At 70.9% G+C, this 19219-nt stretch carries 21 protein-coding genes; 4 read left to right on the forward strand and 17 right to left on the reverse strand.

Features of this window, described 5'->3' with window-relative positions:
- Positions 1-25: 25 nt before the first annotated feature.
- The 10 genes from ACFV6X_RS15215 to ACFV6X_RS15260 all read right to left on the reverse strand — a co-directional run bounded on the left by ACFV6X_RS15215 (position 26) and on the right by ACFV6X_RS15260 (position 8309).
- Positions 26-1330, reverse strand: a complete 1305-nt coding sequence (locus tag ACFV6X_RS15215; RefSeq protein WP_385382907.1) for a dicarboxylate/amino acid:cation symporter — start codon at positions 1328-1330, stop codon at positions 26-28.
- A gap of 52 nt (positions 1331-1382) precedes the next feature.
- Positions 1383-1472, reverse strand: a complete 90-nt coding sequence (locus tag ACFV6X_RS15220; RefSeq protein WP_385383078.1) for a putative leader peptide — start codon at positions 1470-1472, stop codon at positions 1383-1385.
- A gap of 118 nt (positions 1473-1590) precedes the next feature.
- Positions 1591-1890: a DUF4229 domain-containing protein gene (locus ACFV6X_RS15225; protein ID WP_385382909.1), complete on the reverse strand. Its 300-nt coding sequence runs from the start codon at positions 1888-1890 to the stop codon at positions 1591-1593.
- A gap of 120 nt (positions 1891-2010) precedes the next feature.
- Positions 2011-2535: a GNAT family N-acetyltransferase gene (locus ACFV6X_RS15230; protein ID WP_385382912.1), complete on the reverse strand. Its 525-nt coding sequence runs from the start codon at positions 2533-2535 to the stop codon at positions 2011-2013.
- 78 nt (positions 2536-2613) lie between these two features.
- On the reverse strand, positions 2614-3270 hold the full coding sequence (locus ACFV6X_RS15235) for a UdgX family uracil-DNA binding protein (RefSeq protein WP_385382914.1): 657 nt from the start codon (positions 3268-3270) through the stop codon (positions 2614-2616).
- A 114-nt stretch (positions 3271-3384) separates the two neighbouring features.
- The gene (mqnE, locus tag ACFV6X_RS15240) at positions 3385-4548 is read right to left on the reverse strand and encodes an aminofutalosine synthase MqnE (RefSeq protein ID WP_385382917.1); all 1164 of its coding nucleotides are present in this window, start codon (positions 4546-4548) and stop codon (positions 3385-3387) included.
- A gap of 81 nt (positions 4549-4629) precedes the next feature.
- The gene (locus ACFV6X_RS15245) at positions 4630-5085 is read right to left on the reverse strand and encodes an Lrp/AsnC family transcriptional regulator (protein WP_351610121.1); all 456 of its coding nucleotides are present in this window, start codon (positions 5083-5085) and stop codon (positions 4630-4632) included.
- Positions 5086-5171: 86 nt separating this feature from the next.
- Positions 5172-5846 (reverse strand): UbiX family flavin prenyltransferase, encoded by a 675-nt coding sequence (locus ACFV6X_RS15250; RefSeq protein ID WP_385382920.1) that lies wholly within the window; start codon positions 5844-5846, stop codon positions 5172-5174.
- A 112-nt stretch (positions 5847-5958) separates the two neighbouring features.
- Positions 5959-6861, reverse strand: a complete 903-nt coding sequence (mqnP, locus tag ACFV6X_RS15255; RefSeq protein ID WP_385382923.1) for a menaquinone biosynthesis prenyltransferase MqnP — start codon at positions 6859-6861, stop codon at positions 5959-5961.
- Positions 6858-8309: a menaquinone biosynthesis decarboxylase gene (locus ACFV6X_RS15260; protein ID WP_385382926.1), complete on the reverse strand. Its 1452-nt coding sequence runs from the start codon at positions 8307-8309 to the stop codon at positions 6858-6860. The genes mqnP and ACFV6X_RS15260 overlap by 4 nt, the downstream gene beginning before the upstream one ends.
- Before the next feature lie 89 nt (positions 8310-8398).
- On the opposite strand from ACFV6X_RS15260, the gene ACFV6X_RS15265 reads away from it, so the two are divergent.
- Positions 8399-8701, forward strand: a complete 303-nt coding sequence (locus ACFV6X_RS15265; RefSeq protein WP_385382929.1) for a PLD nuclease N-terminal domain-containing protein — start codon at positions 8399-8401, stop codon at positions 8699-8701.
- A gap of 4 nt (positions 8702-8705) precedes the next feature.
- Here the strand turns inward: ACFV6X_RS15265 and ACFV6X_RS15270 are convergent, their stop codons facing one another.
- Both ACFV6X_RS15270 and uvrA read right to left on the reverse strand, forming a co-directional pair.
- On the reverse strand, positions 8706-9254 hold the full coding sequence (locus tag ACFV6X_RS15270; RefSeq protein ID WP_385382932.1) for a hypothetical protein: 549 nt from the start codon (positions 9252-9254) through the stop codon (positions 8706-8708).
- A gap of 143 nt (positions 9255-9397) precedes the next feature.
- A complete protein-coding gene (gene uvrA, locus ACFV6X_RS15275; protein ID WP_385382935.1) occupies positions 9398-11872 on the reverse strand; it encodes an excinuclease ABC subunit UvrA in 2475 nt (824 codons plus the stop codon).
- 92 nt (positions 11873-11964) lie between these two features.
- Between uvrA and ACFV6X_RS15280 the strand changes: the two genes are divergently transcribed.
- From ACFV6X_RS15280 to ACFV6X_RS15290, 3 genes are all read left to right on the forward strand, one after another.
- Positions 11965-12699, forward strand: coding sequence for a MerR family transcriptional regulator (locus ACFV6X_RS15280; protein WP_385382937.1), 735 nt, complete (start codon positions 11965-11967; stop codon positions 12697-12699).
- 168 nt (positions 12700-12867) lie between these two features.
- Positions 12868-13329 carry a nucleoside deaminase gene (locus ACFV6X_RS15285; RefSeq protein ID WP_385382940.1) on the forward strand — a complete coding sequence of 154 codons (462 nt, stop codon included), beginning with the start codon at positions 12868-12870 and terminating at the stop codon, positions 13327-13329.
- Positions 13322-14329, forward strand: a complete 1008-nt coding sequence (locus ACFV6X_RS15290; protein WP_385382943.1) for an isopenicillin N synthase family dioxygenase — start codon at positions 13322-13324, stop codon at positions 14327-14329. Before ACFV6X_RS15285 ends, ACFV6X_RS15290 begins: the two co-directional genes overlap by 8 nt.
- A 21-nt stretch (positions 14330-14350) precedes the next feature.
- Here ACFV6X_RS15290 and ACFV6X_RS15295 read toward each other — a convergent pair whose 3' ends face one another.
- From ACFV6X_RS15295 to ACFV6X_RS15315, 5 genes are all read right to left on the reverse strand, one after another.
- Positions 14351-14755, reverse strand: a complete 405-nt coding sequence (locus ACFV6X_RS15295) for an SRPBCC domain-containing protein (protein WP_385382946.1) — start codon at positions 14753-14755, stop codon at positions 14351-14353.
- Positions 14756-14793: 38 nt separating this feature from the next.
- On the reverse strand, positions 14794-15693 hold the full coding sequence (locus tag ACFV6X_RS15300; RefSeq protein WP_385382949.1) for a CU044_5270 family protein: 900 nt from the start codon (positions 15691-15693) through the stop codon (positions 14794-14796).
- A complete protein-coding gene (locus ACFV6X_RS15305; protein ID WP_365446678.1) occupies positions 15690-16283 on the reverse strand; it encodes an RNA polymerase sigma factor in 594 nt (197 codons plus the stop codon). Before ACFV6X_RS15305 ends, ACFV6X_RS15300 begins: the two co-directional genes overlap by 4 nt.
- Before the next feature lie 93 nt (positions 16284-16376).
- Complete coding sequence (gene ccsB / locus ACFV6X_RS15310; RefSeq protein ID WP_385382952.1) at positions 16377-17489, reverse strand: c-type cytochrome biogenesis protein CcsB; 1113 nt, start codon at positions 17487-17489, stop codon at positions 16377-16379.
- Entirely contained in the window at positions 17486-19216 is a 1731-nt protein-coding gene (locus ACFV6X_RS15315) for a cytochrome c biogenesis protein ResB (protein WP_385382955.1), read from the reverse strand. Before ACFV6X_RS15315 ends, ccsB begins: the two co-directional genes overlap by 4 nt.
- Positions 19217-19219 lie beyond the last annotated feature (3 nt).

The raw sequence follows: 19219 nt of genomic DNA on the forward strand, positions 1-19219 counted from the left end.
GGGCCGGTACCGGTCACGCGCCGGTTCAGGCGGCGACGGCCACCCGCTCCCGCTCCTCCACCGGCGAGCTGCCCGCGTTGTCGTACGCCTCCCGGTCGAGGAGACCCTCGCGGGCCGCGACGACGACCGGCACCAGCGCTTGCCCGGCCACGTTCGTGGCCGTGCGCATCATGTCCAGGATCGGGTCGATGGCGAGCAGCAGGCCGACGCCCTCCATGGGCAGGCCGAGCGTGGACAGGGTGAGGGTCAGCATGACCGTGGCGCCGGTCAGACCGGCCGTGGCGGCGGAGCCGACCACCGACACGAACGCGATCAGCAGGTAGTCGCCGATGCCGAGCTGGATGTCGAAGATCTGCGCGACGAAGATCGCGGCGATGGACGGGTAGATCGCGGCGCAGCCGTCCATCTTGGTGGTCGCACCGAACGGCACGGCGAAGGACGCGTACTCCTTCGGGACGCCGAGGCGCTCGGTGACCTTCTGGGTGAGCGGCATGGTGCCCACGGACGACCGGGACACGAAGGCCAGCTGGATGGCGGGCCAGGCGCCCTTGAAGAACTGGAGCGGGTTGACCTTGGCGACGGTGGCGAGCAGTGCCGGGTAGACCAGGAACAGCACGATCGCGCAGCCGACGTAGATGTCGGCGGTGAAGGTGGCGTACTTGCCGAGCAGGTCCCAGCCGTAGGTCGCGATGGCCGTACCGATGAGGCCGACGGTGCCCAGGGGGGCGAGCCGGATGACCCACCACAGGGCCTTCTGGAGGAGTTCGAGGACGGACTCGCTCAGGGTGAGGATCGGCTGGGCCTTCTCGCCGAGCTGCAGGGCGGCGATGCCGGCGACGGCGGCCATGAAGACGATCTGGAGCACGTTCAGTTCGGTGAACGGCGTGATCACGTCGGTCGGCACGATGCCGGTGAGGAAGTCGATCCAGGAACCGGTCTTCTCGGGCAGCTCCCCGTCCTCGGGGGAGAGGCCGGTACCGGCGCCGGGGTTGGTGACCAGGCCGATGGCGAGACCGATGGCCACCGCGATCAGCGAGGTGATCATGAACCAGAGGAGGGTGCGGGACGCCAGGCGGGCCGCGTTGTTGACCTTCCGCAGGTTGGTTATCGAGACCAGGATCGCGAAGAACACGAGCGGGGCGACGGCGAGCTTGAGCAGGCCTATGAAGGTGTCGCCGACCTTTTCCAGGGTGGTGACGAGCCAGGACACGTCCTGGCTCCTGGCTGTCCAGCCGAGCAGGACGCCGAGGAGGAGGCCGAGGAGTATCTGGGCCCAGAAGGGCACCTTGAAGGGCAGCTTGAAGGACTGCGTGTGCGTGGACACGGACATGCTCCGGTAAGGGGTGCGCGGGGGCTGACGTGGGGACGGAGGTCGCGGAACGTCAGGGGCGACAGATCGCGGACGCGCACCAGCAGAGGTCCACGTGCAGACGCGCCACCAGCAGCGGGCACACGGGCATGCGCTCAGGCATGACGGGCGCGGCTGATGACTTCATGCGCAGACCTTAACACCGGAGCTTTGAGATCCCCAAAGGCTTACTTTGGCAGGCGCACAGCGGACATTGCCTTACAAACCCCGACAAAGGCCGCTCAGGAGGCCTGACCCTGCGCCCGCGCCGCGTCGTCCGCGACGTCCTCCTGGCTGCGGTTGGCCTCGAAGCCGGCCTTGACGCGGTCCACCTTCTGCACGATCCGCACGGACGCCCGGTCCCGCTCCTTGCGCAGCACGACGAAGCTGATCGGCGCCGAGACGACGAGGGCGAGCAGCACCACCCAGATGCCGTTGGAGGCGCCGAGCCCGCGCGGGGCCACACCGGAGTAGACGAGGCCCCAGACGACCACGAGGCAGCCCACGAAGATCCCGAGGCGCATCAGCGTGTAGCGGAGCATCTCAATCCACTCTTCCGTGTCGAAGGGCCAGAACTACCCAAAGGGCACCGTCAAGTGAAGCACGCCCGGCAGCCGATCTTGCAAGGGGGTGCGCGCAGCGGGCACTTGCGGGGCCGGCGCTCAGTGCAGCGGCAGCAGCATGATCACGTCGTCACGGTCGTCGCCGGGGGCGACGCGGATCGCGTCGGGGATGCGGCCGACCTCCTTGTAGCCGCAGGAGCCGTAGAACCGTTCGAGCCCCATGCCGCTCCGGCAGGTGAGCCGTATCGCCTCGATCCCCTCGAACCCACGGGCGGCGTCCGCCGCGGCGGCCAGCAGGTCCCGGCCGTACCCCTTGCCCTGGTGACGCGGGTGCACCATCACCGTGTACAGCCACAACCAGTGCCCCATCAGCCGGTGGGTGTTGAAGGTGAGGAACGCGGTCGCGGAGACCCGGCCGTCCTGGTCGAATCCGGCGAGCAGGCGGCTACGGCCCTCGGCCATCGCCGTGAACTGCTTCACGAGCTCGGGGCGCACCGCCTCCCGCGTCACGGGCGGGACGAATCCGACGGCTCCGCCGGCGTTGGTGACGTCCGTCCAGAGGTCGAGCAGGCCGTCGCGCAGGGAGCGGTCCACGGCGGGGTCGAGCGTGAACGTAAGGGGCATGGCGAGATAGTACCTATTACACATGTGGCATGGCGAGGGCCCCTCGCACGAGTGAGGGCGGCAACCGCGTCCCAGGCCTCAGGACAGTATCCGCGCCGCCACCTTCAGATCCGAGACCAGGCCCTGGTACGCCGCCTCCCGGTCGTCCGCGCGCAGTACCGACGACGGGTGCACTGTCGGCACCAGCCGCTCGCGGCGCCCGTGGACCTCCTCCTCCAGTACGGTCCCCCGGGCCTGTGTCACCCGGAACGACGAGCCCAGCAGCGCCTTGCCCGCGGTCGCCCCCAGCACGACGATCAGCTCGGGTTCGACGAGAGCCAGCTCGGCGGCGAGCCACGGACCGCAGGCGGTCATCTCCCGCAGACTGGGCGCCTTGTGGATGCGCCGCTTACGGGGCTCCGCCTGCGTGAACTTGAAGTGCTTGACGGCGTTGGTGACATACGCCTCACCGGGGTCGATCCCGGCCTCCGCGAGCGCCCGGTCGAGAAGCTTCCCGGCCGGGCCCACAAAGGGCTTGCCCTGCCGGTCCTCCTGGTCGCCGGGCTGTTCGCCGACGAGCATCACGCGCCCGTGCGCGTTGCCCGCGCCGAAGACGGTCCGGGTGGCGTCGCGGTGCAGCGGGCAGCCCCGGCAGCCGGTGGCGGCCTCGCGCAGGACGTCGAGGCTCCTGGCCTTCGCCGGGAGGAAGGGCTCGGCGGTGTACCGGTCCTCGGGGGCCGTCGTACGGGGAGTCACGGTCGCCGGGTACCCCTGAACGGGTGCGGGCGAACGGGCGCCCCCGCGGGTGAGCGGAACCTGGCCGAGCGGTCCCCCGCGTCCCTTCGGCCGGCCCACCCACCCGCGTCGCGGTCAGATCCGCATCGGCTGCGGCGCCTCGCGGCGTGCCGGGTCCGGGCCCTCGAACTCGCGGATGATCTCGTACCGCGTGTTGCGCTCCACCGGGCGGAAGCCGGCGTCGCGGATGAGGTCCAGCAGGTCGTCGCGGGTGAGCTTGTTGGGCGTGCCGTAGTTGTCGGCGTCGTGGGTGATCTTGTACTCGACGACCGAGCCGTCCATGTCGTCCGCGCCGTGCTGGAGGGCGAGCTGGGCGGTCTGGACGCCGTGCATCACCCAGAAGACCTTGACGTGCTGGACGTTGTCGAAGAGCAGCCGGGAGACGGCGAAGGTCTTCAGGGCCTCCAGCGGGGTCGCCATGGCCGTACGGGCCTGGAGGCGGTTGCGGACCTTGCCGTCCTTCATGTCGACGAAGTCGTGCTGGTAGCGCAGCGGGATGAAGACCTGGAAACCGCCGGTCTCGTCCTGGAGTTCACGCAGCCTCAGGACGTGGTCGACGCGGTGGCGGGGCTCCTCGATATGACCGTAGAGCATGGTGGAGGGGGTCTTGAGCCCCTTCTCGTGCGCCAGCCGGTGGATCCGCGACCAGTCCTCCCAGTGGGTGCGGTGGTCCACGATGTGCTGGCGGACCTCCCAGTCGAAGATCTCGGCGCCACCGCCGGTGAGCGACTCCAGACCGGCGTCGATCAGCTCGTCGAGGATCTCCGACGCGGACAGGCCGGAGATGGTCTCGAAGTGGTGGATCTCGGTGGCCGTGAAGGCCTTCATCGAGACGTTCGGGAGGGCGGCCTTCAGCTCGCGCAGGGAGCGGGGGTAGTAGCGCCACGGCAGGTTGGGGTGCAGGCCGTTGACGATGTGCAGCTCGGTGAGGTTGTCCGCCTCCATCCCCTTGGCGAGCCGCACGGCCTCCTCGATGCGCATCGTGTACGCGTCCTTCTCCCCCGGCTTGCGCTGGAAGGAGCAGTACGCGCAGGAGGCCGTACAGACGTTGGTCATGTTGAGGTGGCGGTTGACGTTGAAGTGCACGACGTCGCCGTTCTTGCGCGTGCGCACCTCGTGGGCGAGGCCGCCGAGCCAGGCCAGGTCGTCCGACTCGTACAGCGCGATGCCGTCCTCACGAGTCAGCCGCTCACCGGAGCGGACCTTCTGCTCCAGCTCGCGCTTGAGCCCGACATCCATGCGCACACCTCTCTCCGACAGACTTCTTAAACCGTACGCCCCGCCCTTCGGGCGGGAGGCGCCCCGTCCGGCGCTCCGCGCCTACACCTCTTCGGGCAGCTCACCCACCCGGTTCTCCCACTTGGTGGACAGCACGATGGTGGTACGGGTGCGGGACACGCCCTTGGTGCCGGAGAGCCGGCGGATGATCTTCTCCAGGCCGTCCACGTCGGTCGCCCGCACCTTGAGCATGAACGAGTCGTCACCGGCGATGAACCAGCAGTCCTCGATCTCGGGCAGGTCCCGCAGCCGCTGCGCCACGTCCTCGTGGTCGGCGGCGTCGGAGAGCGAGATGCCGATCAGGGCGATGACGCCGAGGCCGAGCGAGGCGGCGTTCACGGTGGCGCGGTAGCCGGTGATGACGCCGGCCGCCTCCAGCCGGTTGATGCGGTCGGTGACGCTGGGCCCCGACAGTCCGACGAGGCGCCCCAGCTCCGCGTAGGAGGCCCGGCCGTTCTCCCTCAGGGCCTGGATGAGCTGCCTGTCCACGGCGTCCATGCGATCGAAGCCTTCCGCTGAAGAGGTCTGACGAGATGAGGTCTGAGGAGTGAAGAGGTCTGACGGGTCGAGGTGGTGAAGGAGGCTCAGGTGGTGCGTGAACCGCCCCCGAGTTCGCCCGCCCAGCGGCGGTAGAGCGTGTGGGGGACGCCGGCCGCGTCGAGGACCCGTCCGGCGACGAAGTCGACGAGGTCCTGGATGTGGGTGGCGCCCGCGTAGAAGGCGGGCGAGGCGGGCACGACGACCGCGCCAGCGTCGTCCAGGGAGACGAGGTGGCGCAGCGTCTGTCCGCCGAGCGGTGCCTCCCGTACGGCGACGACCAGCGGGCGTCCCTCCTTCAGGGTGACGCTCGCGGCCCGTTGCAGAAGGTCCTTGGAGAGCCCGAGGGCGACACCGGCCACGCAGGCGGTGGACGCCGGCACGATGAGCATCCCCTTCGCCGGGTACGACCCCGAGGACGGCCCGGCGGCCAGGTCACCCGCGCTCCAGTGCCGTACGCCGTCGAGGTTGACGGCGAAGGTGTCCGGCTTCCCGTCAGCCCCTCTGGCCAGCCATTCCCGCAGGTCGCTCCGCCAGTGCGCGTCCCGGAAGGAGAGCCCCGTCTCGTCCAGCAGGGTGAGCCGCGAGGCCCGGCTGACTACGAGGTCGACGCTCTCACCGGCCTCCAGCAGCGCACGCAGCACAGCAGCCGCATACGGCGTACCGGAAGCTCCGGACACCCCCACGATCCAAGGCGCGCGCTGCGATTCCCCTGCGTTCACATCTTGAGCGTACCGGTGGGACGGCGGGTGTTCAGGGCCGGGCGGACGCCGGGGCCGTACCGGGGGCAGCTCGGCCCCCCGGTACGGGCGCGCCCCCGGCCACCCGGACGGGCTACACCGTCAGTCCACGCACCATCAGGTCGAGGAGCGCGCAGACGAACAGGCTGATCCCGATGAAGCCGTTGGTCGAGAAGAACGCCCTGTTCAGCCGGGACAGATCGTGCGGTCGGACGATGGAGTGCTCGTACCCGAACGCGCCCGCGACGATCAGCAGACCGAGCCAGAAGAAGGCGCCCGCGCCGGTGGCCAGGGCGTACCAGACGAAGAGGGCGGTCGTGACGGCATGGCAGGCGCGGGCCGCCCAGATCGCCGCCGGGACGCCGAAGCGGGCCGGCACCGACATGACGCCGGTCTCGCGGTCGGTCTCGACGTCCTGGCAGGCGTAGATCAGGTCGAAACCGCCGATCCAGATGCCGACGGCGAGGCCGAGGATCACGGCGTCCCAGGACCAGGCGCCGCTGATCGCGAGCCAGCCGCCGACCGGGCCCATGGCCTGGGCGAGGCCGAGAATGGCCTGGGGGAAGTTCGTGAACCGTTTGCCGTAGGGGTAGACGACCATCGGGACGACGGCGACCGGGGCCAGCGCCAGGCAGAGCGGGTTCAGCAGGGCCGCCGCGCCGAGGAAGACGGCCAGGGCGATCAGGGCGCCGGTCCAGGCGTGCCGTACCGACATCGCGCCGGTGACCAGTTCGCGGTGGGCGGTGCGCGGGTTCCGGGCGTCGATCTCGCGGTCGATGATCCGGTTGACGGCCATGGCGAAGGTGCGCAGGCCGACCATGCAGACCGTGACCAGGAGCAGACGGCCCCAGTGGATGTTGCGGTCCAGGTCGAACATCGCGGTGAGGGCGGCGATGTAGGCGAAGGGCAGCGCGAAGACCGAGTGCTCGATCATCACCAGGCGCAGGAACGCCTTGGTGCGGCCCGGCTGCGGAAGCGCGGCGGATGCGGAGCTCACAGGCCGTACTCCTTCCAGCGGCGGTCCACCGTGGCCGCCGTCTGCGGATCGGACTCCACCATGTCGGGCCAGCCCCCGTCGCGCGTGTAGCCCTCCTCGGGCCACTTCCTCGTCGCGTCGATGCCCGCCTTGCCGCCCCAGAACTGCTGGTAGGACGCGTGGTCGAGATGGTCGACCGGGCCTTCGACGACCGAGAGGTCACGGGCGTAGTCGGTGTTTCCGAGGGCCCGCCAGGCGACCTCGTGCAGATCGTGCACGTCGCAGTCCGAGTCGACCACCACGATCAGCTTGGTCAGGGACATCATGTGCGCGCCCCAGACCGCGTGCATCACCTTCTGCGCGTGCTTGGGGTACTTCTTGTCGATCGAGACGATCGCGCAGTTGTGGAAGCCGCCGGCCTCGGGCAGGTGGTAGTCCACGATGTCCGGCACGATGATCTTCAGCAGGGGGAGGAAGAAACGCTCCGTCGCACGGCCGAGGGGTCCGTCCTCCGTCGGGGGCCGGCCCACGACGATCGACTGGAGCAGCGGCCGCTTGCGCATCGTCACGCAGTCGATCTTCAGGGCCGGGAAGGGCTCCTGCGGCGTGTAGAAGCCGGTGTGGTCGCCGAACGGGCCCTCGGGGAGCATCTCGCCGGGCTCCAGCCAGCCCTCGATGACGACCTCCGCCTGCGCCGGCACCTGGAGCGGCACGGTCTTGCAGTCGACCATCTCGATCCGCCTGCCCGCGAGGAAACCGGCGAACAGGTACTCGTCGATGTCGCCGGGGAGCGGCGCGGTGGAGGCGTACGTCACGGCGGGCGGGCAGCCGAAGGCGATCGCGACCGGCAGCCGCTCGCCCCGGCGGGCGGCCACCTGGTAGTGGTTGCGGCTGTCCTTGTGGATCTGCCAGTGCATGCCGATGGTGCGGCGGTCGTGGCGCTGGAGGCGGTACAGGCCGAGGTTGCGGACGCCCGACTCCGGGTCCTTGGTGTGGGTCAGGCCCAGGTTGAAGAAGGAGCCGCCGTCCTTGGGCCAGGTGAACAGGGCCGGGAGCTGCTCCAGGTCGACGTCGTCGCCGTGCAGGACGACCTCCTGCACCGGGGCGTCCTTCACCTTCTTCGGCGGGACGTGCGCCATGGCGCCGAGCTTGCCGAAGGCCTCGCGCACACCGACGAAACCGTGCGGCAGTTCGGGCCTCAGCAGCCCGCCGATCTTCTCGGAGATCTCGCCGTACGACTTCAGCCCCAGCGCCTTCAGCAGCCGCCGGTCGGTTCCGAACACGTTCATGGCGAGGGGCATGGACGAGCCCTTCACCTTCTCGAAGAGCAGTGCGGGGCCGCCCGCCTTCTGCACCCGGTCGACGATCTCCCCGACCTCCAGATACGGGTCGACCTCCACCTTGATGCGCTTCAGGTCCCCCTCGCGCTCCAGTGCCCTGAGCAGGGAGCGAAGATCGTCGTAAGCCATGGGGACAAGTATCCCCGAGGGGCTACCCTGGCCCCGTCACGGGGGCCGTGCGAGCGGCCCCCGACCGCCGTTCCACGAGGTGACTGCCGATGCTCCGGATCCTGATGTTCGTCGTGCCGCTGGCGTTGAGCGTGTACGCGTTCATCGACTGCATCAGCACCGACGAGAAGGACATCCGGCACATCCCGAAGCCGCTGTGGGCGATCCTGGTGCTCCTGTTCCCGCTCGTCGGCTCGATCTCCTGGCTGATCGCGGGCAAGCACCGCCTCCCTGAGGGCCGGCCCGGCCGCCGCTCCCAGTGGATCGCCCCCGACGACAACCCCGAGTTCCTGAAGTCGCTCTCGGAGGACGAGGACGAGAAGGACCGCAAGCGGGACGGCGACGACGCCTGACGCGTCAGTCGGCGGAGGCCTCCTCGACCTCCACGACCCTGATGTGCTCCCCGCCGAACTCCCCCACGACCACTTCCCGCGCGGCCCGCGGGTCGTCGACGCCGACGTGCACCCACCCCCGCTCGTCCACGCCGACCTCACGGAGCTCGAAGGTGCCGTCCCAGCGGTGCATGTCGGCGGAGACACGGCCGGCCAGGGCTTCCAACTCACCCCGGTTGACGTCGGTGTCGTACAGACGCAGGGTCACACCCTTTCCGGCGGCCCCGCAGACGCCCGCGTCGAAGTCGGCGGAGGGCACGCGGTAGACGTCCGCGGCCCGGTCGTCCTCGTCGACGGACAGCCCGGTGAAGACGTCCGGATGCTCCCGAGCCAGCCTGCTGACGGACGCCAGACTCTGTTCCAGGCTCCGCCCGGCCACTTGTCCGGCGCACTCGGAGGCCGGCGTGGGGTCGCTCGGCCCCTCGTGCAGCACGTGAGGATCCTCGACGGTGCACCCCTGGAGCACCCCGAGTCCCAGCACGATGGCGGCAACGGCCCACCTGTCCCTCTTCATGTCCACTCCGTCCGTCACACGTCCTCACTGTGACGCCGGAGAGGCCGCCGACGTTCGGGTGCCGCCGACTCCACCGCCGCCGACTCCACCGCCGACAAGTCCGGCCCGGCGCGCCCACCCGCGCCGGGGGACCGACTCCCTGATCAGCGCGGCGGTGCCTGCCGCGCGTTCGGCGGCGGGCCCTCGGCCAGGAGTGCCCCGCCCGCCGCGCCGCCCGCCGGGCCGAGTTCGACCAGCCAGTCCGAGGCCGCGATGACGTCCTCGTTATGTTCGATGGTCACCACGGAGTGGCCCGCGTCGACCAGGCGTTGCAGTACGTCCACCAGGCGGGAGGTGTCCGCCGCGTGCAGGCCGGTCGTCGGCTCGTCCAGGAGGTAGAGGCACGAGCCGCCCGCCCGTCGGCCCAACTCCTTCGCCAGTTTCAGGCGTTGCGCCTCGCCGCCCGAGAGCGTCGGTGCCGGCTGCCCGAGCGGCAGATAGCCGAGCCCCACGTCCGCCATCCGCCGCAGCCGTCCGGCGACCTGCGGCACCTCCGCGAACACTCCCAGCGCCTCGTCGACCGTCGCCGCCAGCACCTCGGCGATGTCGTACCCGCCGTAGCGCACCGTCAGCACCTCGCGCCCGAACCGCCGCCCCTTGCACCCCGGGCAGCGCACCTCGACCGCGGGCAGGAAGTGCATCCGCACGGACAGCACGCCGGCGCCCTCGCAGCGCTCGCACCGCCCGCCCGGCACGTTGAACGAGAAGTGCCCCGGGGTCAGCGCACCGCCGGACCGTCCCGCGAAGACCTCCCGTATCGGGCCGAAGGCGTCCGAGTAGGTGGCCGCGTTGGAGCGGGGCATCCGGCTGATCGGCTCCTGGTCGATGACGACGACCTTGCCCAGCGCCTCCCACCCGTCGATCCCGTCGTGCTCGGCCGGCGCCTCCCCGGCCCCGTGCAGCCGCCGCCGCGCGGCCCGTCCCAGGATGTCCAGCACCAGCGACGACTTGCCGGACCCGGACGGCCCGGCCACCGTCACCAACCGGCCGAGCGGGATCCGTACGTCGATCCCCTTCAGGTTGTGCGCCCGGGCGCCCCGGATCGTCAGTGCCCGGTCGGCGTCATCGCGCCCCCGCGAGATGGGGGCGCGCAAACGCCCCGCCAGATACGCCCCGCTCACCGACCCCTCAACCGCCGCGACCTGCGCGGGCGTCCCCTCGGCGACGACCCGTCCGCCGTCGCGCCCCGCGCCGGGCCCGATGTCGACGACGTGGTCCGCCGCCCGCAGCACGTCGAGGTCGTGCTCGATGACCAGCACGGTGTTCCCCAGGTCCCGCAGCCTGCGCAGGACGCCGACCAGGCGCGCGGTGTCGGAGGAGTGCAGCCCGATGGTCGGTTCGTCGAGGACGTAGAGCACACCCGTGAGCCCGGAGCCCAGCAGCGCGGCGAGCCGCAGCCGTTGCGCCTCGCCCGCGGAGAGGCTGGGCGTCGCCTGGTCCAGGGTCAGATAGCCGACCCCGACGTCGACGAGCCGCCGTACCCGCTCCTGAAGGTCGGCGACGACCGGCTCGGCGAACAGCCACTCGTCCCCGGCGGCCCGCTCCCGTACGCCACCGAGCCACCCGGCGAGTTCGTCCAGCGGCAGCCGGGCGGCGTCGGTGATCGACAGCCCGTGCACGGAGACGGCCCGGCTCTCCGGCCGCAGCCGGGTCCCGGCGCACGCGCCGCACTCCTCCTTCACCATCAGCCGCTCGGCCTTCTCCCGGTACTCGGCGTCCTCGATCCGCTCGGCGTACCGCCGCATCAGCGCCGTGACCACGCCCTCGAAGCGCCCCGCCGTGACCGTCGCGGGCGGCTCGACGCCGGGGAAGTGGCGCCGGAACTCGGGGCTTTCGACCCCGTACAGCAGCAAGTCACGCTGAGCCGTGTCGAGTTCGTCGACGGGTACGGAGGCGTCGAAGTCCAGCCCGTAGTGCGTGGCGGCCGCGCCGAGCAGCTGCACGTTCCGCTCGGTGGCCTTCGGATGCCAGCCGAGCACGGCCCCGGCGGCCACCCCGAGGCCGCCGTCGACCAGCCGCGGCACCTCGGCCCGGAACACCTCGCCGAGCCCCGTGCAGCCGGGGCAGGCGCCGGCGGGCTTGTTGAAGGAGAAGGACCCCATCACGAGTCCGGGCACGCCGGTCCCGCAGTGCGGGCACGGCACGACCTCGCGAGGCTCGTCGCCCTCGTCCTCGTACGCCGCCGCGGCGGACTCGTGCGAGGGCGGTACGCCCTTGCCGCATCCGGGACACGGGCGGACCCCGATGCGCGACCACAGCAGCCGCAGATAGGTGAAGACCTCGGTGACCGTGCCGACGGTGGAACGAGGGCTGCGGTTGGTGAGGTGCTGGTCGACGCTGATCGACGGCGACAGCCCGGTGATGGAGTCGACCGAGGGCCGGCTCACGAAGCCGGTCACCATGCCGAGCGACTCCATGTACTGCCGTTGCCCCTCCCGGTGGAGGGTGTCGAGTGCGAGCGTGGACTTGCCGGAGCCGGACAGGCCGGTCAGGACGACCAGCTTGTTCTTGGGGAGGGAGAGGGTGACGTTCTTGAGGTTGTGGAGTCGGGCGCCCTTGATCTGAATGCGGTCGGCCATGCCTTCAAGTCTGTCATTGAAGTCTCGGTTGGGACTTTTGGCGAATAAACACCCGCTATGAAGGCTTTCTTGTTCCCGTAACCTTCAAATCCATGACGAACGACGACCGGTTGCGCCCGGTGGACCTCGCCCGCCTGGCCGGCGTCTCCGCACAGCAGATCCGCAACTACGAGGACGCGGGCGTCCTGCCGCCCGCCGCCCGCACGGCGTCCGGCTACCGCACCTTCACCGGCACGCACCGCCGCGCCCTGCTCGCCTTCCGCGCCATGGTCCCGGGCTACGGCCCCATGGCGGCGGCCCGGATCATGCGCGCGGTGCACGACGGTGACGTACCGGGCGCCCTGGCACTGGTGGACGCCACGCATGCCGCCCTGCACGAGGAGCGGCAGCGGCTGCGGGCGACGAGCGAGGCCCTGCGGACCCTCGCCGGGCGGCCCGCCGAGCCGCTGCCGTCCGCCGGGCTGCGCGTCGGCGAGGCGGCCGTGCTGATCGGCGTACGGCCCTCGGCGCTGCGCGTGTGGGAGGCGGCGGGCCTGCTGTCGCCACGCCGGGAGCGCGGGACGGCGTACCGCGTGTACAGCCCCGAGGACGTCCGGGACGCCCGCCTCGTCCACACCCTGCGCGGCAGCAACTACCTCCTCGACCAGATCCGGCCGGTGCTGGAGGACGTACGCCGCGAGGGCGGCACGGAGGCGATGCGGACGGCGATCGGCGACCGGGACGAGGCCCTGAACGCCCGTACGCGCGCGATGCTGGCGGGCGCGGGCGCCCTGCACGGCTACCTCGGCCACCTCGGCGGCACCATCCGCGACCCGGACAACAGGTGACCCCGCGGCCGCACGGTTGACGCACCGCCGGGCGGAGACAGGGAGGGCACCGACCGATGACGAATCCACGCACCCCACCGGCCCCCAGCCGCCGTCGCCCCTCCCGGCCGGCGGGCACGGTTCGCCGCCCTTGTTGCCCGGGTGTCGTCGCGCCGGGAGAGTGGACGTATGGATCTGGCACCGGATCAGGCACGGGCGCGCGGATGGCTCGCCACCGCCGTCGCAGAGGCTCGCGCCGGGCTCGCGCGGGGCGGTGTCCCGATCGGCGCCGCGCTGTACGGCCCCGACGGCACCCTCCTCGGCCGGGGCCACAACCGGCGCGTGCAGGACGGCGACCCGTCGGCGCACGCCGAGACGGCGGCCTTCCGGAACGCGGGGCGGCAGCGGTCGTATCGCGGTACGACGATGGTGACGACCCTCTCGCCGTGCTGGTACTGCTCCGGGCTGGTCCGGCAGTTCGGCATCTCCCGGGTGGTGATCGGCGAGGCGGTCACCTTCGACGGCGGGCACGACTGGCTGGCGGAGCACGGCGTCGAGATCGTGCTCGTGAACGACCCCCGGTGCGTGGCGATGATGCGCGCCTTCATCGCGGACAACCCGGCTCTGTGGAACGAGGACATCGGTGAGTGACTCCCCCAAGCCCCCCAGCCCCCACGCCCCCCACAACCCCCGCATCCCCACGATCGATCTGCGGCCCTGGCTGTCCGGCGACGCCGACGCCGACGCCCGCGCCCGCATCGCCCGTACGGTCGACGCGGCCCTGAAGACCGCCGGTTTCCTCCTGGTCACCGGGCACGGCGTGGACCCGGGCCTGCGTGCCCGTATCCGCGGGACCGCCCGCGCCTTCTTCGCCCTCCCCGAGAACGTGAAGCAGCGGTACGCAGCGAAGGTCGGCGGGCGCGGCTGGCTCGGGCCGGGCGCGGAGGCCAACGGCTACGCGGAGGGCACGAAGACCCCGCCGGACCTGAAGGAGTCGCTGACCTTCGCGACGCACGAACCGTTCGACGACCCGGTGGTCGACGCGCAGTGGTACGCGCCGAACGTCTTCCCGGCGGAGGTGCCCGGGCTGAAGCCGCTCTGCGAGGAGTACCTGGCGCGGATGGCCGTACTGGAGAACGGGCTTCTCTCGCTGCTCGGCCAGGCCCTCGGTCTCGAACCCGACTTCTTCACCCGGCACATGGGCCATCCGACGTACGGCTTCAACATCAACTGGTACCCGGGCAGGGACGTCGTCGGCGCGCCCGAGCCGGGCCAGTTCCGGATCGGTCCGCACACCGACTTCGGCACGGTCACCATCCTCGACCGGCAGGCGGGCAAGGGCGGACTCCAGGTGTACACGGACGAGGGCGGCTGGGAGGACGCCCCCTACGATCCGGCGGCCTTCACCGTCAACATCGGCGATCTGATGGCCCGTTGGACCGGCGACCGCTGGCGCTCCGGCCGCCACCGTGTCCTGCCCCCGTCCGCGGACGCCCCGACGGAGGAGCTGATGTCCCTGGTCTACTTCGGCGAGTGCACACCGGGGACGCGCGTGGAGTCGGTGCCGGCGCCGGTGGGGCGGGTGGCGTACGAGCCGGTGGACTCGCATACGTATCTGCGGGAGAAGCTGGACTCGATCACGGTGGAGTGAGCCGTACCCCCGGGACGCCCGCTAGGGGAGCCCCACCGCCAGCACTTCGATCAGACGTTCGAAGCGCGCCCGCCAGCCCCGCTCCGACTGCTGCTCCCCCTCGAACTCATGGGTGAACCGCAGCGCGCTGCCCTCCCCGTCCCGCTCCAGATGGAACCGGATGCGGCCACCGCCCTCCACCGTGTACTCGGCGACCCGGTCGACGTCCCAGGCGGTGACCTCTCCGGACCCGAGGTCACGCAGGGTGACCGCACCTCCGAGGTGGGGTTCGAGCACGTCGGCTGGGGTGAACCAGGCCGCGAGCCCGTCGGCCGTGGCCAGCGCGGGCCAGACCTGCTCCATGGAGCGCGGGAGCCGCACCAGGAAGTGCAGGATGTGCGTGTTCCCGTGGGTCTGGCTGATGCCCTGCTCGATGGAACCGGTCATGACACCAGCCTGACCCGTCACGCCGGGGTGCGCACGTGTTACGGCCGCTCCCCGGCCCTGTCGACGACCGTGCGTTCGAGGACCGCGCTGGTGCCGTCCACCAGGCCGTCGGCGCCGACCACACGCTCGCCGAGGAAGGTGAGCGTCTCCTCGTCGAAGATCATCTCTTCGCGTTCGCCGTCGCCGGTACGGGTGATGGCGACGCCCTCGCGGCCCACGGAGTCCTTCACGCCGTGGACCACCTCGACGCCGGGGATCGTCGCGGCGGCCCGGTACAGGGCGGCGCCGACCTCCGGCGGCATGAGCGACTCCCGGATCAGGTCGCCGAAGAGCACGAAGGCGGCGTGGTCCCGGTCCGGGCGCTCCTCGTCGACCTGGGCGGCGGCGGTCCGGTACAGCCAGTCGCGCATCTCGTCCGCGTCGGCCGGCAGCGCGGACAGCGCGCGGTAGTGGGTGGCCCGCTCGTTGTCCGGGGAGTCGGGCTCCAGCGGCACGTGCTCGTTGCCCGGGCGGTCCTCCTCCAGGAGCCCTTCGCGCGTGCCGTCGACCGACAGCCAGATCTCCCGGTCGTGGACGGGTTCCAGCGGCACGCGGCGTCCGTCGACGTGACCGGCGTAGGCGTCCCGGCTCTTGATGTAGACGAACTGGTCGTCCCGGATGCCGCCCGGCGCCTCGGACTTCTCGGCCGCCAGCGCGATGTCCTCCAGCAGTGCCACCGCTTCCTTCGAGGCGGCGGGCGTCCCGGAGGATCCGGACGGCACGGCGACGGTGAGCGCTGTCACGGCGACGGCCGCGGCCGCTCCGGCCACCAGTGCCGGGCGCAGCCAGGGCCTGCGGGCGGGCTTCGGGTCGGAGGACTGCCGGATCTCGGTCATCAGATGCTCCTTGAGGAGTCGGTGCCGGCCCGGCGGAAGGTCTCTCTCGGAGAACTCGTTCACAGGTTTCCCTCCCCTACGGGCTTGACCGCGGTGCTGCGGTCCCCTCTCATCTGTCCGCGCGCGCCCGGTGGTTCCATATGTTTCGCGAGTTTCGTCCTCGCCCGCGACAGCCGCGACCGTACGGTCCCCACCGGCACTCCGAGCGCCTCGGCGGCGGCCTGGTAGTCCAGCCCCGACCACACGCACAGCGCCAGCACCTCCCGCTCGGCCCGCCGCAACCGGGCCAGGGCGGTGCGTACGAGGGCCAGCTGGGCGGCGTCGTCGATCCGCCCGGCCACCTCCTCGGCGAAGTCCCGCTCCGGCTCGTCGCGGGGCAGCCGGGCGACCGCGGCCGCGTGTCTCCGGGCGGCGCGGCGGGTGTTGCGGGCGACGTTGGTGGCGATGCCGAGCAGCCAAGGACGCAGGGAGCCGCCCTCGTCGTCGACCTTCTCACGCAGCCGCCAGGCGTCCAGGAAGGTCAGCGAGACGATGTCCTCGGCGCTCGCCCAGTCGCCGGTGAGCCGGTAGGCGTGGTTGTAGACGGAGCGCGCGTAGGCGTCGAAGAGCTCGCCGAAGGCCTGGTGGTCCCCCGCGCGTACGCGTTGCCGCAGTTGTGCTTCCACATCCAGTTGCCTGTCCGCACGACGAAGGCCGGTTCCCGTGACTCGGGTCACGGGAACCGGCCTTCTCATGTGCCGCGGGGCTCAGAACCCGACGGACCGAAGGGCGCTCAGCCCCACGTCGGCGTACGAGTGCTTGCCGGAGACGAAGATGTTGACGCCGTAGTAGTTGAACAGCCAGCACCCGAACGCGATCAGCGCCAGGTACGCGGCCTTGCGGCCCTTCCAGCCGGCCGTGGCACGGGCGTGCAGATAGCCGGCGTAGGCGACCCAGGTGATGAACGACCAGGTCTCCTTGGGGTCCCAGCCCCAGTAGCGGCCCCACGCGTCGCCCGCCCAGATCGCGCCCGCGATGATCGTGAACGTCCACAGCGGGAAGACGGCGGCGTTGACCCGGTAGGAGAACTTGTCGAGGGAGGCCGCCGCGGGCAGCCGCTCCAGGACCGAGCCGGCGAACCGGCCCGGCGTGCCGCCGCCCGCGATCTTGTTCTCGTAGGAGTCGCGGAAGAGGTAGAGCACCGTGGAGACCGCGCCGACGTAGAAGACGGCGCCGCACAGGATCGCGGTCGAGACGTGGATGTACAGCCAGTACGAGTGGAGGGCGGGGACCAACTGGTCGCTGGCGGTGTACAGGACGGTGACGGCCACGCCGAGATCGAGGAGGACCGAGGTGATCAGGGGGAGGCCGAGCCAGCGGATGTCCTTCTTCAGCGCGAGCAGCGTGAGGTACACACCGACGGCGACGGTGGAGAAGGTGATGTTGAACTCGTACATGTTGCCCCACGGCGCCCGCTGCACCGACAGGGCCCGCGTGAGTACACCGCCGAACTCGATGAGGAACGCGAGCACGGTCAGCGACACGGCGATACGCCCGTAGAGGTCGCCCTTCTCGTCACCTCCGTGCGCCCCCGGCCCGTCGGGCACGTCACGGGCGCCGGCCGCGGCCCGGACGACGACCTTCGGCCGCTCCAGTACGGCGGTCCCGCCGGCGTTCCTGACCGTCACGGCCGGAGCCTTGGTGGCGGCCGCCCCGGCGGCGGTGAGCGCGGCGGCGGTGCGGCCGACCTTGCTGCGGCTGCCGAAGATCCATTCGGTGATGTAGGCGAAGAAGGCCAGGGTGTAGACGGCCATCGCGGAGTAGATCAGCGTGTTGCTGAGGTCCGCGAGGTTCTCGTTGGTCGCGGCGGCGAGCGTCACTTCTCAGCCCCTTCGGCAGGTACGACGTGGGGATCGGGGGTATCGGAACGGTCGTCGTCGGGGTCGGGTGCGCCCGGCGCGTTCTCGTAGAGCGTCCCGGCGAGTTCGCCGAGTTCCTCGGGCACCTTGGCGGACTCGCTGCGGCCGAGGCCGGCCATCTCGACGACGGTGACCCCGTCGGCGCCCCGCACCGCGCGCACCCATACGCGGCGGCGCTGGACGAACAGGGAGGCGGCAAGGCCGAGGATCGCGGCGACGGCGCCGGTCAGCGCCCAGCCACTGCCGGGCTGCTGGGTGACCTGGAAGCCGGCCCACTCCTTGACGCCCTCGAACGTGACCGAGCCGGCCCCGTTCGGCAGCGTCATGGTCTCGCCGACCGCCAGCCGCTTCTTGAACAGCTTGCCCTTGGAGTCCTTGTACTCCTCGAGGTTCTTCTTGTTCAGCTGGTACACGCTCTGCGGGATCCCGGAGTCGACACCGAGATCGCCGTGGTACGCCGACAGCGCGAGCCTCGGGTTCAGCAGCGCGGGGAACTGGGAGAGCATCGTGCCGTGGCCCTCACCGGCGAAGCTGGGCACGAAGAAGGCGTTGAAGCCGAGCTGCTCCTTCTCCCCCTCGGCGTTGCGGTAGCCGTCCCTCACCATGATCGCGCCGGTGGAGGTGACGTTGCCGTCCAGCGGCAGCAGCGGCACGGCCTCCTTGTTCAGCACCACGTCGCCCTTGGCGTCCCGGACGGTGACGATCGGGGCGTAGCCGTGGCTGACCAGGTAGACCTTCGAGCCGTCGATCTCCAGCGGCTCGTTGACCTTGACGACGGTGTCCTGGTCCTTGCCGTAGGCGCCGACGCCGTAGGTGATGCTCGCCTCGTAGGTGCGCGGGGTTCCCCGGTTGGGCCCGGTGGCGGCGTACGTGCCGTGGAAGTCCTTGAGGGTGAAGCTGAACGGGTCCAGGTCGTCCGGGGTGAAGAGGTTGCCGGACTTGAAGTCGTCGTACTGCGTGAGGGTGTTGGCGAAGCCGTCGCCCTCCAGGATCAGCTTGTTGCCCTCGGACTTGAACAGCTGGCCCCAGGCGAAGGCGATCAGCATCACGATCAGGGCGATGTGGAAGGCGAGGTTGCCGACCTCCCGCAGATAGCCCTTCTCGGCGGCGACCGCGTCACCGGTGAGGTGGGCGCGGAAACGGCGCTTTCTGAGCAGCGTGAGCGCGGCCTCGTGGACCTGCTCGGGCTCGGCCTCGGTGCGCCAGGTGGTGTAGGCGGGCAGCCGGGTCAGGTGCCTGGGCGCGCCCGGCGGGCGGCTGCGCAGCTGGCCGACGAACTGCCAGGTGCGCGGCACGATGCAGCCGATGAGCGAGATGAACAGCAGGATGTAGATCGCGGAGAACCACACCGAGCTGTAGACGTGGAAGAGGCCGACGGTGTCGTAGAGCGGCGCGAGGGTCTCGTGCCGCTTGCGGAAGTCGGCGACCCGGGTCGCGTCGACGCCGGTCTGCGGGATCAGCGAGCCGGGGATCGCGGCCAGCGACAGCAGCAGGAGCAGCAGCAGCGCGACCCGCATCGAGGTGAGCTGCCGCCAGAACCAACGGACCCAGCCGACGACGCCGAGCGCGGGGAGGTTGGGCGCGTCCTCGGCGGGCGCGGTGGACAGCCGGGAGCCGGCCGCGCCGAGGTCCTGGTCCGGGGACTGGTCCTCAGGAGCGCCTGTCACCCTTGCAGTGGTCTTGCTCATCGA

The sequence above is a fragment of the Streptomyces sp. NPDC059861 genome (genome assembly GCF_042731435.1).
Taxonomy (GTDB): Bacteria; Actinomycetota; Actinomycetes; order Streptomycetales; family Streptomycetaceae; genus Streptomyces.

Excerpts from the sequence above, each read along its gene's own strand:
- ACFV6X_RS15215 (WP_385382907.1), bottom strand. The coding sequence starts at position 1,330 with ATGTCCGTGTCCACGCACACGCAGTCCTTCAAGCTGCCCTTCAAGGTG.
- ACFV6X_RS15220 (WP_385383078.1), bottom strand. The coding sequence starts at position 1,472 with ATGCCTGAGCGCATGCCCGTGTGCCCGCTGCTGGTGGCGCGTCTGCAC.
- ACFV6X_RS15225 (WP_385382909.1), bottom strand. The coding sequence starts at position 1,890 with ATGCTCCGCTACACGCTGATGCGCCTCGGGATCTTCGTGGGCTGCCTC.
- ACFV6X_RS15230 (WP_385382912.1), bottom strand. The coding sequence starts at position 2,535 with ATGCCCCTTACGTTCACGCTCGACCCCGCCGTGGACCGCTCCCTGCGC.
- mqnE (WP_385382917.1), bottom strand. The coding sequence starts at position 4,548 with ATGGATGTCGGGCTCAAGCGCGAGCTGGAGCAGAAGGTCCGCTCCGGT.
- ACFV6X_RS15245 (WP_351610121.1), bottom strand. The coding sequence starts at position 5,085 with ATGGACGCCGTGGACAGGCAGCTCATCCAGGCCCTGAGGGAGAACGGC.
- ACFV6X_RS15260 (WP_385382926.1), bottom strand. The coding sequence starts at position 8,309 with ATGGCTTACGACGATCTTCGCTCCCTGCTCAGGGCACTGGAGCGCGAG.
- ACFV6X_RS15265 (WP_385382929.1), top strand. The coding sequence starts at position 8,399 with ATGCTCCGGATCCTGATGTTCGTCGTGCCGCTGGCGTTGAGCGTGTAC.
- ACFV6X_RS15270 (WP_385382932.1), bottom strand. The coding sequence starts at position 9,254 with ATGAAGAGGGACAGGTGGGCCGTTGCCGCCATCGTGCTGGGACTCGGG.
- uvrA (WP_385382935.1), bottom strand. The coding sequence starts at position 11,872 with ATGGCCGACCGCATTCAGATCAAGGGCGCCCGACTCCACAACCTCAAG.
- ACFV6X_RS15280 (WP_385382937.1), top strand. The coding sequence starts at position 11,965 with ATGACGAACGACGACCGGTTGCGCCCGGTGGACCTCGCCCGCCTGGCC.
- ACFV6X_RS15285 (WP_385382940.1), top strand. The coding sequence starts at position 12,868 with ATGGATCTGGCACCGGATCAGGCACGGGCGCGCGGATGGCTCGCCACC.
- ACFV6X_RS15295 (WP_385382946.1), bottom strand. The coding sequence starts at position 14,755 with ATGACCGGTTCCATCGAGCAGGGCATCAGCCAGACCCACGGGAACACG.
- ACFV6X_RS15315 (WP_385382955.1), bottom strand. The coding sequence starts at position 19,216 with ATGAGCAAGACCACTGCAAGGGTGACAGGCGCTCCTGAGGACCAGTCC.